The sequence below is a fragment of the Streptomyces sp. CB02923 genome, assembly GCF_001905005.1.
Lineage (GTDB): Bacteria > Actinomycetota > Actinomycetes > Streptomycetales > Streptomycetaceae > Streptomyces.
Genome location: NZ_LWKZ01000028.1, coordinates 100,823 through 116,828 on the forward strand (window position 1 = coordinate 100,823; position 16,006 = coordinate 116,828).

A 16,006-nucleotide genomic window follows, 5' to 3' on the forward strand; every position below is an offset into this window, starting at 1 on the left:
CTTCGCGTTTCGGGATGCCCGTTACCCGGGGCAGTCTGAACAACTCGGTGTGACGAGCTTGGTTTTTGCTACATCACTCAAATGATTTGGCGCACAACCGATTACTCCGGCTGTGTTTCCGCAAACCCGCGGGACGGTCCCTACCTGCGCTTTCCGGCCGGCTTCGCCACCTCGACACCCCTCAGCCCCGGCGTCTTCTGCGTGACGTCACCGACGGTCTTCAGCAGCTTCTTGGTGGCCTTGGACTTCTGCAGTCCGTCGGCCGTTCCCTCGACGGTCCTGACCACCGGGTCCAGCTGCCGGCCATCCAGCTGCTTGTTGCTCAGGGCGTCCGTGAGGCCGCCGTTCAGACTGAAACTCGGCACCTGCCCCTGCGTGCCGGCGAAAACGGGGGACGCCGCTCCCAGAACCATGACGGAACCGGCCAGAAACGCGGCAGTCTTCGCGTACTTCACTTTCAGCTGTCCTTTCCTGAGCGGTGATGCCAACAGCTGCGGCCGCACTCGCCGCACGATCTTTCCTGGCACTGCCCGGATCACCGATTTTCAGTGGTTAACGATGCCGGCCAGAAAGAGAAACTCCGCTGGTTTCGCCACTTCCCGGCCCCTCGAATGACGATCGGCCCCGGCACGCGTGGCTGGCGCGCCGGGGCCTTTCGCTTCATCCTCTGCTACCCGTCCGACGCGGTACGTCAGTCGTTGACGCAGGTGTTGCCGAACGCCGGGTTCAGCAGACCGATGACGTTGATCGAGTTCCCGCAGACGTTGACCGGGATGTGCACCGGAATCTGGAGGACGTTCCCGGAGATGACGCCGGGAGAGTTCTGGGCGGCGCCCGAGGCGCCCGCGTCGGCGAACGCCGGGGTGGCGGCCCCGACCGCCATGAGCGTTCCAGCAGCGACTGCGGCAACCTTCGCGTACTTCACTTTCAGCCCTTTCCGCAGCGGAGTCCGAAACGGTCACGTCCTTCGTGCCGCACGGGCGCCCTCATGATCGCCCGTAACACCGCTACCAATATTCGTAACGATTCGTCCGCGCCGACGAAACCCCCGCGAAGTCGATTTTCACGAGGAATCGCCCGAATGGTTCAGCGCGGGCCAGGATAGAAGAGTGGAAATGCTGGTACTGCATGCGCTTTTTTTACGAAGCGCAAAGGCCCGGGTCGTTCAGGAGGAGAGAACCGACGTCCCGGGCCTTTTTTGCGACAGACCGGCTCAGCTGTTGTTGACGCCGTTCTCGGACAGCAGCGGGAGCTTGTCGATGATGTGCGACAGCGGCTCGTCGCCCTTGGACTGCGTCGAGTTCTCGACACACTGCTGCTTCTGCGGCGAGGACAGGACGTCCTGCAGGATGCCGACGTTGACGAGGGCGATGATCGACTGCAGGTTGGCGTCGATCGGGATGCCGACACAGGGCTTGTTGAGCGTGCCCTCGATCAGGCTCAGCTGCGGGGCCATGTCACCCTCGGTGCTGGAGTTGCCGAACGCCTGCTCCGCGCCGTTGCCGTTGGCAGTCGACGTGCCGCGACCGTCACCGACCGCCATGGCCTGCGGAGCCGCCATAGCCGAAACGCCGACGATGGACGCGGCTACGGCCGTCGTGGCCAGGAACTTCTTGATCACGATTCACCCTTCTCGAAGCGGAGTGCCCGTTTCCGGAGCGTCCTGGACAACTCGTGGCCGCCAGTTCAGTTTCGCCGGTTCACCCGAATGCCACGAAACCGTAGACACATATCACCGCATCGCCGGGTGACCGGCCGTATGCACCCGCGCGGAACTCGCGGGGCACCGGCCGCCCGGCGTGAATCGCGAAAATGAGCGAAACCACCAACGGCTCCGCCCACCGTGCTTTTCCCCGCGGCGACTGTCATAATCCCGCCGCACACAGAAAGGCCCCGCGAGTCGCGGGGCCTTTCCTGGTCTCAGCGGGTCGGCGGCCCGAGGTGCCGCCCGTCCCGCGGAAGCCGGCTCACTGCTCGACGTTGCCGATCGCCAGGCCGACCTTGGTGACGTTCTTCTTGTACTTGAACTTGTACGTGTCGTTGTCGTTGTACGTGTACGCCTTGTTGTCGTTGTACTCGTTGTGCTCCTTGTGCACCCGGTCACAGTGGAACTTGCCGTACTTGGCACCGCAGTTGCTGCCGGCGGTGAGCCGCGGCGCGTCGTCCCAGGACGCGGCGGAGGCCATGCCCGAGAGCGGGACGACGGCAAGAGCGGCGATGGCGACCGAGCCGGCGGTACGACCGATGAACTTGCGCATGCTTTCTCTCCTCGTGCGCAGAAATGTGACACGGGATGTCTACCGTCCCGTATGCGGTCGAACACGTGCTGCTGTGTGATATATCTGTTCGGGTCCGAAGTGCGACCATTTGCAGCACCAGCGTTTCCCCCGTGGAAATGCTTGCGCTATCCACGATCGGCCGCATTCGCGGGGTGCGCCGAATGCAGCCGCGGCCCGTGGCGGGGCCCGGTGCCGCCCGGCGGCTCCCGCGCGGCGGGGGCGCCCCGCAGCGGCGCGAAGCGGGCGCCGGGGAAGAGGGCGCCGCCCGGCACACTGGACGGGAGCGGGAAACCGCCCCGGAGTCCGGCCGCGGCCGGGCGCACATGTGGAGGAGCGATGTCCCAAGGCAGGCGGCACCTGACGATCACCACGGTCGTCGACGCCGAGGAGTGCGCGGTGCTCCGGGTGGCCGGGGAACTGGACGTACACGCGGAGCGGCAGTTCCTGGACGAGTCCGGGGCCGTGATCGCGGCCGGGCACCGGTTCCTGGTGCTGGACCTGACCGCGCTGCGGTTCTGCGACTCCCGCGGCCTGAACTGCCTGCTCGCCCTGGAGTGGCTGTGCCGGCGCATGAACGGGCGGCTGCTGCTCGCCTCCCTGGGCGTACGCGTCCTGCACGTGCTCCTGGTCACCCGGGCCGTGGACGCCCTGGCCTGCTTCCCGACCGTCGGCCACGCGCTGGCGGCCGTCCCCGTGGAGATCCGCCCGGCCTGGCCGCCCGGCGGCACGGCGTCCGCCGACGGCGGGATGATCACCGGCGCGGACGGCAACGGCGGCGTCAGCCGTGACGGCAGCGACAGCGGGGGCGACGACGACGGCGTCAAGACCGGTGACACGGACACCCGCCGGTCCTACGATCAGTGAGAGGCCGCAGCCGGTGAGAGGCCACAGCCGATAAGAGAGCTCAGCCGGGACCGGACCGGACCGCTCCGCAAGCGTCCGGCGGCATCCCCGGCACCGCACGGGCACGGCACCCCACGGGCACCGCAGTCCCCCGCGCCGGGCTCTTCGGCCGCCGCGAACGACGGTCAAGTACTGTGCCCGGAGCCGGACTTGAACCGGCACGGCCCGAAGGCCAGCGAGGTTTAAGCTCGCCGTGTCTGCATTCCACCATCCGGGCCTGGGATCCCCCATGCCGCCTCAAAGGGGCAGCACGAGCGTAGCCCGCAGTACCGTCTGAACAGGGGTCCGTCTTCCCGAGGTTGTCTTATTTTATTGGCAACTGAGGGGTCATCAGCGGCTGGTACGGGCCGTCGGCACATGCCTGCGGCCCACCCCCGCCGCTCCGGAAGCCGCCCCGGACCGGGTCCGGATTGACGGAAACTCGATGCCGTGCGTGCGCCCCCGCGAGCGCCCTTCCGCCCCCTGCCGCCTCAGGGTCGCCGTCATACCCAGGGATGACCGGCGGGCCCGGAGCTACGTCGCAGGGCTCCCCCAGGACCGGCTCAAGGGCTGACGTTGTCGTGCCGGAGCCTCCCCCACGATGGAACGGGCCGCCTTTACCCGGCCCCGACGGTCCCGCCATTCGACAGGAGTCCCTTCCCGTGACCACCACCCACACCGGCGTCCCCACCGCCCCCCGCGCCTCGGTGGCCGCATGCGCCACGGACCTCACCAAGGTCTACGGACAGGGCGAGACCCAGGTGGTCGCGCTGGACCACGTCTCCGTGGAGTTCCGGCAGGCCGAGTTCACCGCGATCATGGGCCCCTCGGGGTCCGGCAAGTCGACCCTCATGCACTGCATGGCCGGGCTGGACGCGATATCCCGCGGCTCGGCCGTGATCGGCGGGACCGAGCTGAACGGCCTGAAGGACAAGAAGCTCACCCAGCTGCGCCGCGACAAGATCGGCTTCATCTTCCAGGCGTTCAACCTGCTGCCGACGCTGACCGCGCTGGAGAACATCACGCTGCCGATGGACATCGCCGGACGCAAGCCCGACCGGCAGTGGCTGGACCGGGTCGTGACGACCGTCGGCCTGTCCGGACGGCTCAAGCACCGCCCCGCGCAGCTCTCCGGCGGCCAGCAGCAGCGCGTCGCGGTGGCCCGCGCGCTGGCCTCCCGCCCCGAGATCATCTTCGCCGACGAGCCGACGGGCAACCTCGACTCCCGCTCCGGCGCCGAGGTGCTGGGCTTTTTGCGCAACTCCGTACGGGAACTGGGCCAGACCGTGGTGATGGTGACCCACGACCCGGTGGCGGCGGCCTACGCGGACCGGGTGATCTTCCTCGCCGACGGCCGCATCGTCGACGACATGGCCGACCCCACCGCCGACCGGGTCCTGGAGCGTATGAAGGGCTTCGACGCCCGGAACCGGGTCAGCTGACCGGCACCGGCAGCCACCGCACCGCACCCCTCCCACAGGACTGAGAATGTTCCGTACCGCCTTGCGCAACGTGCTCGCGCACAAGGCCCGGCTGCTGATGACCGTCCTCGCCGTCATGCTCGGCGTGGCCTTCGTCTCCGGCACCCTGGTCTTCACCTCCACCCTCTCCGACGCCACGCAGAAGAGCTCGCAGAAGGGCTTCTCCGGCGTCGACGTGGCCGTCCAGCCGCACCGCTCGGACGCCGCCGACGCCAAGCCGGGCAAGGCCCCCGGGCTGAGCCAGGCGCTGCTCGACCGGGCCGGGAAGGTCCCCGGCGCGGCCGGCGCCACCGGCACCGTCGACGGGTTCACCGCCATCGCCGACAAGAAGGGCCGGCTCGCCGGCAACGGCGCCAGCTCCCAGGGCCGCAACTACTACCCCGGCGCGGACGGCAAGGACGCCCGCTTCCCGATGGCGTCCGGCACCGCCCCCAAGGGCGCGCACGAGGTAGCGCTGGACTCCGGGACCGCCAAAGACACCGGGTACAAGGTCGGCGACACCGTACGGCTGTCCGTCGACGGCCCGGTCCGCGAGATGAAGGTCTCCGGCGTCTTCACCACCGACGACGGCGCGGTCACCTCCGGCGGCAGCCTCGCGCTGTTCGACACCGCGACGGCGCAGAAGCTGTTCGCCGCGCCCGGCGAGTTCAGCGAGATCGACGTCAAGGCCGCACCCGGCACGTCCCAGGACGCGCTGAAGTCGGCGGTCGACAAGGTGCTGCCGGACACGGCCGAATCCGTCACCGGCAAGAAGATGGCCGACGACCAGGCCGAGATGATCGCCAAGGGCATGGACAGCATGAAGACCGGCCTGCTGGTCTTCGCCGCCATCGCGCTCTTCGTCGGCATCTTCATCATCGCCAACACCTTCACCATGCTGGTCGCCCAGCGCACCAAGGAACTGGCCCTGATGCGGGCGGTCGGCGCCAGCCGCCGCCAGGTCACCCGCTCGGTGCTCATCGAGGCGTTCGTGGTCGGCGCGGTGGCCGCCGTCACCGGCCTGCTGGCCGGTATCGGCATCGGCGCCGGGCTGCGCGCGCTCACCGGCGCCCTCGGCACCGTCCCGGACGGACCGCTGGTCGTCGCCCCCTCGACCGTCGTCACCTCACTGCTGGTCGGCATCGTGGTGACGGTGCTCGCCGCCTGGCTGCCCGGCCGCCGCGCCGCGAAGATCCCGCCGGTCGCCGCGATGAACAGCGTGCACGCCGCGGCGACCACCCGGTCCCTGGTCGTACGCAACACCCTCGGCGCCGTCCTCGCCGCCGCCGGTGCCGCCTGTGTGCTGGGCGCCACCGCCATCGGCTTCGACGGCAAGGGTCTGATGGGCCTGGGCGCCGGGCTGCTGCTGATCGGCGTCTTCGTGCTGACCCCGCTGCTGTCCCGCCCGCTGATCGCGGCCGCCGCGCCGCTGCTGCGCGTCTTCGGCATCTCGGGCAAGCTGGCCCGGCAGAACGCGGTGCGCAATCCGCGCCGTACGGCCGCCACGGCCTCCGCCCTGATGATCGGCCTGACCCTGGTCACCGGCCTGACCGTGATCGCGGGCAGTGTCCAGAAGAGCGTCGACAAGATGGCGACCGACGCCCTGAAGGCGGACTACGTCGTCGGTATGGCCACCATGGGCCCGCTCTCCCCCGACGTGGCGAAGACGCTGGCGGCCGACCCCGCGGTCACCGCCTCCAGCCCGCTGCGCAGCGCCACCGCCCGGATCGGCGATGAGACACAGTCCCTGACCGGGGTCGACGGCAAGGCGATCGGCGAGCTGACGAACCTGGAGTTCACCGCGGGCTCCCTGGACGGGCTCGGCACCCCGAAGGCGAACAAGGCGGTCGTCGACAGCGGCACCGCGAAGCAGCACGGCTGGCAGGTCGGCTCGTCCTTCGAGACGACCTTCGAGGACGGCAAGAAGGGCCGGCTCACCGTCTCCGGTGTCTTCGAGGGCAACGACATGCTGCGGGGCGTCCTGCTCGACACCTCCGTGCTGGCCCCGCACCAGAAGAACCCCACCGACACGCGGGTGATGGTCAAGACGAAGGACGGCGCGTCCGAGGCCGCCAAGGATTCCCTCGTCGAGACGCTCGGCAAGAACCCGGCGATCTCCGTCCAGGACAAGAAGGACGTGTCCGAGGGCATCGCGAAGATGATCAACCTGCTGCTGAACATGCTCTACGGGCTGCTCGCCATGGCCGTGGTCGTCGCGGTGCTCGGCGTGGTCAACACCTTGGCCATGTCGGTGTTCGAGCGGTCGCAGGAGATCGGCATGCTGCGGGCGATCGGCCTGGACCGGGTCGGCATCAAGCGGATGGTGCGGCTGGAGTCGCTGGTGATCGCGCTGTTCGGCGGGGTCCTCGGCATCGGCCTGGGCGTCTTCTTCGGCTGGGCCGCCGGCGAGCTGATCGGCAGCTCGCTCGCCACGTACGAGCTGGTGCTCCCGTGGGGCCGGATGGGCCTCTTCCTGGCGCTCGCCGCGGTGGTCGGGATGCTGGCCGCGCTGTGGCCGGCCCGCCGCGCCGCGCGGCTGAACATGCTGGCGGCGATCAAGGCCGAGTAGCGGCCACCGCCACGACGGGGCCCCGGTGCCCGGACCGCGCGCAACGGTCCGGGCGCCGGGGCCCTTCGTGCATGTCGGCCGCTGCCCGTGTCAGTCGCTGGCCATGTCAGCCACTGGCCGTGTCAGCCACTGGCCGTGTCAGCCGCCGGTCGTGTCAGCCGCGCCACTCCCGGGCGCGCAGTGGCAGCCCGGAGGCCCCCGAATCCGGCGTGCGGACCGCCAGCACCTGGTTGACCCCTATGCGGTTGCGTTCGAAGGACAGCGCGGAGGCGGCCATGTACAGCCGCCACACCCGGGCCCGGCCCGGCGTCGTCAGGCGCACCGCTTCCTTCCAGTGCGCCTCCAGGTTGGCCACCCAGGCGCGCAGCGTCAGCGCGTAGTGCTCGCGGATCGCCTCCACGTCGCGTACCTCGAAGCCGGCGTCCTCCAGCTGCCCGGCGGTGCGGCCGACGGGGGCCAGCTCGCCGTCCGGGAAGACGTACCGGTCGATGAACTCGTCGACGTGGTAGGCGTCCTCGTCCGCCAGCGGGCGGCGGGCGATCTGGTGGTTGAGCAGCCGGCCGCCGGGCTTGAGGAGGGCGTACAGGTCGGCGGCGTACTCGGCGTAGCGGGCGCGGCCGACGTGCTCGGCCATGCCGATCGAGGAGATCGCGTCGAACGGCTCGTCGTGGACCTCGCGGTAGTCCTGGACGCGGATCTCGACGCGGTCGGCGAGGCCCGCCTCGGCGACGCGCTTGCGGCCGTAGGCGGCCTGCTCCTCGGAGAGGGTGATGCCGACGACCCGTACGCCGTACTCGCGGGCGGCGTGCAGGGCCATCGAGCCCCAGCCGCAGCCGACGTCCAGCAGCCGCTGGCCCTCCCGCAGCCCCAGCTTGCGGCAGATCAGGTCCAGCTTGTCGCGCTGGGCGTCCTCAAGGGTGGCGTCCGGGCCCTGCTCCCAGTAGGCGCAGGAGTAGACCATGGACGGGCCGAGCACCAGCTCGTAGAAGTCGTTGCCGACGTCGTAGTGGTGGCTGATGGCCTCCTTGTCACGGCGCAGCGTGTGCAGCGGGCCGTGGCTCTTGGGGGCCTCCTCGGCGGGCGGTTTGGGCGGGATCGGGGCTCCGGCCAGGGCCAGCAGGTCGCGGGCGGCGGCCCGGATCTCCGGTCTGGCCAGGGCGCGCAGGACGGCCGCACGCTGCGGCTTGTCGGCCGCCGTACCGCGCTCCCAGATCAGCCCCGACAGCAGGTCCAGCGCCTCGTACAGGTCGCCCTCGACATCGATATCACCGGCCACCCAAGCGCGCGCGAGGCCCAGCTCGCCCGGTTTGAACAGGAGGCGGCGCAGGGCGCGGCGGTTGCGGATGACGAGGGTGGGGGCGCCCGGCGGGCCGTACTCGCTGCGGTCCCAGGCGCGGATACGGACCGGGAGCGGCGCTCCCAGCACCTCCTCGGCGAGCTTGGAGAGCCGTCCAGCGGCGTCGGCCATGTCGCACACCTCCGTGTTGACGAGAAGGGCGAAGAAGTTTCACCCACCACGTAAACGCCGTCCGAGCATCCGGTAGTCCCGTTCGTTCGTAAGGGAACAGCAAAACGGCCGCGCTGCGCCACAACGAATACGCCGAAGGGACGGCCGCACCACGGATGGCGGCCGCTCCTTCGGCGGTGGTGTGCGGGTGACGTCCGGTGCCGGACGTCACTCCTGCGGGAAGGTCAGGAAGCCTTGGCCTTCGCCTTGTCGTCGTCCTTCGCCTTGTCATCGGCCGCGGCGGCGGGCGCCGGGGCCGGCTTGGCGGCCTCGTAGAACTCCTCGCGCGGGTTCTCCATGGCGCCGAGCGAGGTGATCTCGCGCTTGAGGAACATGCCGAGGGTCCAGTCGGCGAAGACGCGGATCTTGCGGTTGAAGGTCGGCATCGCCATGCCGTGGTACGCGCGGTGCATGTACCAGGCCAGCCGGCCCTTCAGCTTGATCTTGGTCTTGCCGATGACGATCATCGCGACGCCCTTGTGCAGGCCCAGGCCCGCGACCGCGCCCTTGTTGGCGTGGCTGTACTCCTTCTGCGGGAAGCCCCGCATGCCGGAGATCACGTTGTCGCCGAGGACCTTGGACTGGCGCAGCGCGTGCTGGGCGTTCGGCGGGCACCAGGCGTTCTCGTTGCCCGCCTTGCGGCCGACCAGGTCCGGGACCTGGGCGTTGTCGCCGGCGGCCCAGATGTAGTCGGTGCCCTGCACCTGGAGGGTGGCCTGGGTGTCCACGTGGCCGCGCGGGCCCAGCGGGAGGCCGAAGCGCGAGAGCGCCGGGTTCGGCTTGACGCCCGCGGTCCACACGATGGTGTTGGAGTCGACCTCAAGGTCGTTGCTCAGCACCACGTGGCCGTCGACGCAGGACTTGGTGCTGGTGCCGAGGTAGACCTCGACCCCGCGGCTCTCCAGGTGCTCCTTGCCGTAGGCGCCCAGCTTGGGGCCGACCTCGGGGAGGATCTTGTCGGCGACGTCGACCAGCAGGAAGCGCATGTCTTCGCGCTTGACGTTGCTGTAGTACTTCGCGGCGTCGCGGGCCATGTCCTCGACCTCGCCGACGGTCTCCGCACCGGCGAAGCCGCCGCCGACGAAGACGAAGGTCAACGCCTTGCGGCGGACCTCTTCATCGGTCGTGGAGTCGGCCTTGTCGAGCTGCTCCAGGACGTGGTTGCGCAGGCCGATGGCCTCCTCGATGCCCTTCATGCCGATGCCGTTCTCGGCGAGGCCGGGGATCGGGAAGGTACGGGAGACGGCGCCCATCGCGATGACCAGGTAGTCGAAGGGCAGCTCGTACGCCTCGCCGACCAGCGGGGCGATCGAGGCGACCTTGCGGTCCTGGTCGATGGTGGTGACGCGGCCGGTGAGGACCTCCGCCTTCGGGAGCACGCGTCGCAGCGGCACCACGACGTGGCGGGGAGAGATGCTGCCGGCTGCAGCTTCAGGGAGGAAGGGCTGGTACGTCATGTACGAGCGCGGGTCGACGACCGTGACCGTCGCCTCGCCGTACCGCATCTTCTTGAGGATGCGGCGTGCCGCGTACAAACCTACGTACCCACCGCCTACAACGAGGATCCTGGGACGCTCCGTGGTGCTCATGCAATCGAGTATCCACCCCCACTCGGACCACCCCTCGTGAGCCCCTTCACAAGGTCGTCGAGGGTATCTGCTACACTCCGCGCCCCCGTGATCGACGCCATAGCGCCACAAGGGAACCAAGCCACCCCCCGAAGCGTTGGAGACCCCTGTTGATCAGGGATTGCGCCCTCCGGACCCGGTGGACCAGTCCCCGCGTAAGGATCTCTTTAACACCGCTGAAACCGCACTTTTCTGCGACCACAGGGACCTACGGCTCCAGAAGTAGGGCCTGGTGCCCGGTTTGTTCGGTCCGCGGACCCCTTTTTCATGTGAAGAGTTTCACGAACTTTCTCGGAGACAGGACCCCAGAAGCCCCCTGGAAGGGGTCCGACCGGCCCTGGACGGGGTGGGGGAAGGCGGTTTCGCGAACGCCGTCGTTGCTCCGGGGCACACTCGGCTCATGACCGAGCGCACCGTGTCCGTACGGGAAGCCCGCGCCCGCCTCACGGACCTCGTCGACCGTGCCGAGCAGGGCTCGCCCACAGTGATCACCCGCAACGGCGTGCCGGTGGCGGCCGTCGTCCCGATCGCCGACTTCGAAGCGTGGGAGGAGGCCGCCGACACACACCTGGCCAGGGAAGCGCGCGCGGCTCTGGCCGAAGGCGGCCCGACCGTGTCGATGGCCGAGCTGCTGACCGCCCTGTTCACCGAGCGCGCCCGCGCCTGACACGCCGGCCGCCCGGCTCCCGTAGCCGCCCCGGAGCGCTACGCGCAGCTCCAGGCGATGCCGTCGAGGATGTCGTGTTCCGAGACCACGACCTCCTCCGCGCCCACCCGTTCCATGATCGACAGGAGGACGAGGGCGCCTGCGCCGATGACGTCCACGCGGCCCGGGTGGACGGCGGGGAGGGCGGCGCGCTCTGCGTGGGTGGCGGTCAGGAGGTGGGTGGTGATCTCGCGGACCTTGGAGAGGGGGACGCGGGAGTGGTGGATGGCGTCGGAGTCGTACGCGCGCAGGTCCAGGGCGATGGCGGCGATCGTGGTCACCGAGCCGGCCAGGCCGACCAGGGTGGCGGTCTCGTCGAGGGGGACGGTCCGGGCCGCCTCGTCCAGGGCCCGGTCGATGTCCGCCTTTATGGCGCGGATCTGCTCGTCGCCGGGCGGGTCGATGATCTCGCCGTCGCGGACGAGGTGGCGCTCGGTCATCCGTACGCAGCCGACGTCCACCGAGCGCGCGGCGCGTACGCCGTCCGCGCCGAGGACGAACTCGGTGGAGCCGCCGCCGATGTCGACGACCAGGTAGGGCCCGGTCAGGCCCCCTCCCCCGCGCTCCGCGCCTGCTGCCGTTTCGCCGGTCAGCTCCTTCGTGGCGCCGGTGAAGGAGAACTCGGCCTCCTGGTCGCCGGTGATCACCTCGGGCTCGACGCCCAGGATGTCCACCACGCCGCGCACGAAGTCGTCCCGGTTCTCGGCGTCGCGGGAGGCGGACGTGGCCACGAAGCGGACGGCTTCGGCGCCCAGCTCCCGGATCACGCCGGCGTACTCGCGGCAGGCCGCGAAGGTGCGCTCCAGGGCCTCGGGCGCGAGCCGGCCCGTACGGTCCACGCCCTGGCCCAGGCGGACGATCTGCATCCGGCGGTCGAGGTCCTTCAGCTCGCCGGTCGCCGGGTCGACGTCGGCGACGAGCAGGCGGATGGAGTTCGTGCCGCAGTCGATGGCCGCTACGCGCTTCATGCGGTCCGTCCCCCTTCGTTCCCGGCGGTGTCCGCTTCGCCTTCGGCGGTGTCTCCGCAGGGGGCCACGCAGGGCCCCTTGCGCCACCACGGCGGCAGCATCGCCAGCGCTTCGTCGCCGAGCGGGTTGACGCCGGGGCCGGCCGCGAGCGAGTGGCCGACCAGGACGTGCAGGCACTTGACCCGGTCCGGCATGCCGCCGGCGCTCGGGAAGCCCTGGAGGACCTCGATGGCGTCCCGGCGTTCGATGTAGTCCTCGTGGGCGGCCCGGTACTTCTCGGCCAGCTCCGGGTCCTCGGCCAGCCGCTCGGTCATCTCCTTCATCACGCCGTTGGCCTCCAGCGTGCCGATCGCGGAGGCCGCGCGCGGGCAGGTGAGGTAGTACAGCGTGGGGAAGGGGGTGCCGTCCTCCAGGCGCGGGGCCGTCTCGACGACGTCCGGCTGTCCGCAGGGGCAGCGGTGCGCGATGGCGCGCAGGCCGCGCGGCGGGCGGCCGAGCTGTTCCTTGAAGGCCGCGATGTCCGCCTCGGTGGGCTCGGTGCGCTCGGTCTGCGGCGGGGGCATGAGGTGTTCAGACACGGACATGGGTGCTTTCGGTCGTGGCGGTGGTGGAGGTGGCGGAGTCGCCGTACGGCGGGCCGGGCCGGGCGCGCGCACCGGACAGGCTACTGGTCGGCGGAGTCCAGGCCGTTCCAGATGTTGTCGTACCAAGGGCGTTCCGCGGCGGCCTGGCCCTTGCGCTGCTTCCCCGCGCCGGAGCCGTCCTGGACGATGTAGCCGGTCTCGCCCGGCCGGACGTAGTGCAGGTGCAGGCGGGCCTGCTGCCGTACGTACTCGGGGTCCTGCCAGCGGGCCTTCTCGTCGCGCAGCTCGTCGGCGCGCAGCTGGGCCTCGGCGGCCTGGCGGCGCTGGTCGGCGATCTCGGAGCGCTGGGAGATGTACTGCCGGGTGGGGTAGGCCAGGGCGACGACCAGGGAGCACAGCACCAGTGCCAGGAGTGCTGCCCGGCCGGTCAGGCGGCCCCGGCGGGGCGGACGGGCGCGCTGGACGCGGGCGGCGGCCTGTTCGCCGAGCGCCTTGAGCCGGGTCGCGGTGGAGAACCGTTCCGCGGACACGTCGCCTCCATGGGAGTCCCTGGGCACGGACCGGCGCGGCCCGGACCACGTACGTCCCCGGCAACGGTACGGGACCACTGCCGGGGACGTACGTATTCGAGCGGGGCCGGCCTGCGGCCCCGCCGGATCAGCCCTTGAAGCGCGGGAAGGCGGAGCGGCCCGCGTAGACCGCCGCGTCGTCGAGGATCTCCTCGATGCGCAGCAGCTGGTTGTACTTGGCGACGCGCTCGGAGCGGGCCGGGGCGCCGGTCTTGATCTGGCCGCAGTTGGTGGCGACGGCCAGGTCGGCGATGGTGACGTCCTCGGTCTCGCCGGAGCGGTGCGACATCATGCACTTGAAGCCGTTGCGCTGGGCCAGCTCGACGGCGTCCAGGGTCTCGGTCAGCGAGCCGATCTGGTTGACCTTGACCAGCAGGGCGTTGGCCGAGTTCTCCTCGATGCCGCGGGCCAGGCGCTCGGGGTTGGTGACGAACAGGTCGTCGCCGACGAGCTGCACCTTGGTGCCCAGGCGCTCGGTGATGACGTTCCAGCCGGCCCAGTCGTCCTCGAACAGCGGGTCCTCGATGGAGACCAGCGGGTACGCGTCGACGAGCTCCGCGTAGTACGAGGTCATCTCCTCGGCGCTGCGCTGCTGGCCCTCGAACTCGTAGACGCCGTCCTTGTAGAACTCGGAGGCGGCGACGTCGAGCGCGAGCGCGATGTCCTGGCCGGGGGTGTAACCGGCTTCCTTGATCGCTTCGAGGATCAGGTCCAGGGCCTCGCGGTTGGAGCCCAGGTTCGGGGCGAAGCCGCCCTCGTCGCCCAGGCCGGTGGCCAGGCCCTTGCTCTTCAGGACCTTCTTGAGGGTGTGGTAGACCTCGGCGCCCCAGCGCAGGGCCTCGGAGAAGGACTCCGCGCCGATCGGGGCGATCATGAATTCCTGGATGTCCACGTTGGAGTCGGCGTGCGAGCCGCCGTTCAGGATGTTCATCATCGGGACCGGCAGCACGTGGGCGTTCGGTCCGCCGAGGTAGCGGAACAGCGGCAGGTCGCTGGCCTCGGAGGCGGCGTGCGCGACGGCCAGGGAGACGCCGAGGATGGCGTTGGCGCCGAGCGAGCCCTTGTTGTCGGTGGCGTCCAGGTCGAACATGGCCTGGTCGATCAGGCGCTGCTCGGTGGCGTCGTAGCCGACGAGCTCCGGGCCGATCTGCTCGATGACCGCGAGGACGGCCTTCTCCACGCCCTTGCCCATGTAGCGGGCCGGGTCACCGTCGCGCAGCTCGATGGCCTCGAAGGCACCGGTCGAGGCGCCGGACGGGACGGCGGCACGGCCGGTGCTGCCGTCGTCGAGGCCGACCTCGACCTCGACCGTGGGGTTGCCTCGCGAGTCGAGGATCTCGCGAGCTACGACGACGTCGATGGACGGCACGTTGTCTCCTTCGTGGGTGTCTGGAGTTCTGCAGCACGAGCCTAACGGCCTCCGGGGGTTCCGCTTGCCGCCAGCCCGGGTCGTGGGACGAATACACCCACAAAGGCCCTGTTCACGGGACGTACGGCGGGCTGTTCGCTGAACGGGGAAGTCGGCGGGTGGGCGGATGCGGGCCGGGCGGACCACGGCGGGGCCGGGGGGCGACCGGGGGCCCGGGGGCCGGGCGGGGGAATGGAGAAGCCCCGCCGCGGCGCGTGCGGGGGACAGGCGCCGTGGCGGGGCGGTCTCACGGGAAGAGCGGGTTCCCGGGACGAGCGGGCCCCAGGGGGCCGGGCTGCCCGTACGTACCGCCGTACGTACGGGGTGCCGCGGTCACCCGGGGTCCGTCAGGGTGTCAGCGGGCTCAGACGGCCAGCTTCTGACCCGGGAAGATCAGGTTGGGGTTGCCGCCGATGACGGACTTGTTGTTCGCGTAGACCGACTTCCAGTTCTTGCCGTGGGAAGCGGCGATCTTGGCGAGGGTGTCACCGGACTTGACGGTGTAGTTGCCCTCGGGGTTCGACTTCGGCGTCGACTTCTTCTGGGGCGCCGGGGTCTTGCGGGCCAGGTCCTCGCCCTGCTTGCGGGCCTCGGAGCGCGAGGTGCCCTGCGGGGCGGAGTAGGAGCGCTCCGACTTGTGCGACTTGTGCGACTTGTGCGAGCCGCTGTCGCTGCCCTGCGACGAGCCGCCGTCGGCCTTGGCGTTCGCGTTGCCCTGGCCGAGGTGGCCGCCGGCGCAGGTCCAGGCGCCCGGGCCCTGGATGGCGAGCAGGCGCTCGGCCGCGGCGATCTGCTGGCTCTTGCTGGCCTGGTCGGCGCGCGGGGCGTACTGGGTACCGCCGGCGGCGGCCCAGCTGGAGTTCGTGAACTGCAGGCCACCGTAGTAGCCGTTACCGGTGTTGATCGACCAGTTGCCACCGGACTCGCACTGGGCGACGGCGTCCCAGTTGTTGCCCGCGGCGGAGGCAGAGGTGGCGCCCATCAGCGGGACGGCCACAGCGGCACCGGCGACGCCCGCCAGCGTGGCGACGCGGACGGCCTTGGAGGGACGACGGTGCTTGCCCTTGGAGTTCAGCATGGTTGTTCCTCACCGACGCCTGCGAGGTGAGCTGTCGGGTTCGGGCCATGTGAGTTGCCCGGCCGTGTGTGCTTCACACATGGCTTCACCCCAAGCCGGTTGGACCCGCTTTCGCGGGCGGGGCCGGCGCTTACCTTGGGTCCCCCGCTCCTGCCTTCGGCGCTCTCGCGTCGTGTGTCCTTCGGCCACCGGCAGGATTCGGCGTGCGGTCGAAGGGCCCGCTTTGGCGAGCGATGAAGACGGTAAACACGAACACCCCGCTGGTTCAAACCCCTACATCTGAGGCCAGTTGACCCTCAGACATCACAGGATCATCACATTCCCGCAGGTCGTCGCAGGTTTGGAAACAACGGACGGGCCGGGCGGTA

The 16,006-nt window shown here is 70.1% G+C and carries 15 protein-coding genes, 1 tRNA gene and 1 riboswitch; of the genes, 4 read left to right on the forward strand and 12 right to left on the reverse strand.

The genetic code is table 11. The features are described 5' to 3' along the window. Nucleotides 1–140: 140 nt before the first annotated feature. From A6A06_RS38525 to A6A06_RS38540, 4 genes are all read right to left on the reverse strand, one after another. Nucleotides 141–455 carry a hypothetical protein gene (locus tag A6A06_RS38525; protein WP_073768579.1) on the reverse strand — a complete coding sequence of 105 codons (315 nt, stop codon included), beginning with the start codon at nt 453–455 and terminating at the stop codon, nt 141–143. A 236-nt stretch (nt 456–691) separates the two neighbouring features. Beyond that, nucleotides 692–925, reverse strand: a complete 234-nt coding sequence (locus tag A6A06_RS38530) for a chaplin (protein ID WP_073768581.1) — start codon at nt 923–925, stop codon at nt 692–694. Between the two features lie 288 nt (nt 926–1,213). Further along, the gene (locus tag A6A06_RS38535; protein ID WP_073768583.1) at nt 1,214–1,621 is read right to left on the reverse strand and encodes a rodlin; all 408 of its coding nucleotides are present in this window, start codon (nt 1,619–1,621) and stop codon (nt 1,214–1,216) included. Nucleotides 1,622–1,967: 346 nt separating this feature from the next. After that, nucleotides 1,968–2,258, reverse strand: coding sequence for a hypothetical protein (locus A6A06_RS38540; protein ID WP_073768585.1), 291 nt, complete (start codon nt 2,256–2,258; stop codon nt 1,968–1,970). A 357-nt stretch (nt 2,259–2,615) separates the two neighbouring features. Between A6A06_RS38540 and A6A06_RS38545 the strand changes: the two genes are divergently transcribed. After that, nucleotides 2,616–3,143 (forward strand): STAS domain-containing protein, encoded by a 528-nt coding sequence (locus tag A6A06_RS38545; protein WP_073768587.1) that lies wholly within the window; start codon nt 2,616–2,618, stop codon nt 3,141–3,143. A gap of 174 nt (nt 3,144–3,317) precedes the next feature. Here the strand turns inward: A6A06_RS38545 and A6A06_RS38550 are convergent. Then, nucleotides 3,318–3,399, reverse strand: a tRNA-Leu gene (locus A6A06_RS38550). 424 nt (nt 3,400–3,823) lie between these two features. On the opposite strand from A6A06_RS38550, the gene A6A06_RS38555 reads away from it, so the two are divergent. Together A6A06_RS38555 and A6A06_RS38560 are read left to right on the forward strand one after the other, a co-directional pair. Next, nucleotides 3,824–4,603: an ABC transporter ATP-binding protein gene (locus A6A06_RS38555; RefSeq protein WP_073768589.1), complete on the forward strand. Its 780-nt coding sequence runs from the start codon at nt 3,824–3,826 to the stop codon at nt 4,601–4,603. A gap of 46 nt (nt 4,604–4,649) precedes the next feature. Next, nucleotides 4,650–7,190: an ABC transporter permease gene (locus A6A06_RS38560; RefSeq protein ID WP_073768591.1), complete on the forward strand. Its 2,541-nt coding sequence runs from the start codon at nt 4,650–4,652 to the stop codon at nt 7,188–7,190. Between the two features lie 154 nt (nt 7,191–7,344). Here A6A06_RS38560 and A6A06_RS38565 read toward each other — a convergent pair whose 3' ends face one another. Next, the gene (locus A6A06_RS38565) at nt 7,345–8,658 is read right to left on the reverse strand and encodes an SAM-dependent methyltransferase (protein ID WP_073768593.1); all 1,314 of its coding nucleotides are present in this window, start codon (nt 8,656–8,658) and stop codon (nt 7,345–7,347) included. 224 nt (nt 8,659–8,882) lie between these two features. Continuing rightward, nucleotides 8,883–10,286, reverse strand: coding sequence for an NAD(P)/FAD-dependent oxidoreductase (locus A6A06_RS38570; protein ID WP_073768595.1), 1,404 nt, complete (start codon nt 10,284–10,286; stop codon nt 8,883–8,885). Between the two features lie 439 nt (nt 10,287–10,725). Here A6A06_RS38570 and A6A06_RS38575 point away from each other — a divergent pair, with 439 nt between their 5' ends. Beyond that, the gene (locus A6A06_RS38575) at nt 10,726–10,992 is read left to right on the forward strand and encodes a type II toxin-antitoxin system Phd/YefM family antitoxin (RefSeq protein ID WP_073768597.1); all 267 of its coding nucleotides are present in this window, start codon (nt 10,726–10,728) and stop codon (nt 10,990–10,992) included. A gap of 38 nt (nt 10,993–11,030) precedes the next feature. On the opposite strand, the gene A6A06_RS38580 is transcribed toward A6A06_RS38575, so the two are convergent. The 5 genes from A6A06_RS38580 to A6A06_RS38600 form a co-directional block, all read right to left on the reverse strand. Then, nucleotides 11,031–11,999, reverse strand: a complete 969-nt coding sequence (locus A6A06_RS38580) for a Ppx/GppA phosphatase family protein (protein WP_073768599.1) — start codon at nt 11,997–11,999, stop codon at nt 11,031–11,033. After that, entirely contained in the window at nt 11,996–12,583 is a 588-nt protein-coding gene (locus A6A06_RS38585) for a DUF501 domain-containing protein (protein ID WP_242441159.1), read from the reverse strand. Before A6A06_RS38585 ends, A6A06_RS38580 begins: the two co-directional genes overlap by 4 nt. 80 nt (nt 12,584–12,663) lie before the next feature. After that, nucleotides 12,664–13,113, reverse strand: a complete 450-nt coding sequence (locus tag A6A06_RS38590; RefSeq protein ID WP_073768601.1) for an FtsB family cell division protein — start codon at nt 13,111–13,113, stop codon at nt 12,664–12,666. 127 nt (nt 13,114–13,240) lie between these two features. Continuing rightward, on the reverse strand, nt 13,241–14,521 hold the full coding sequence (gene eno / locus A6A06_RS38595; RefSeq protein WP_073768603.1) for a phosphopyruvate hydratase: 1,281 nt from the start codon (nt 14,519–14,521) through the stop codon (nt 13,241–13,243). A 403-nt stretch (nt 14,522–14,924) separates the two neighbouring features. Further along, nucleotides 14,925–15,638: a transglycosylase family protein gene (locus A6A06_RS38600; protein WP_073768605.1), complete on the reverse strand. Its 714-nt coding sequence runs from the start codon at nt 15,636–15,638 to the stop codon at nt 14,925–14,927. Nucleotide 15,639: 1 nt separating this feature from the next. Continuing rightward, nucleotides 15,640–15,810, reverse strand: a riboswitch (cyclic di-AMP (ydaO/yuaA leader). Nucleotides 15,811–16,006: the final 196 nt, after the last annotated feature.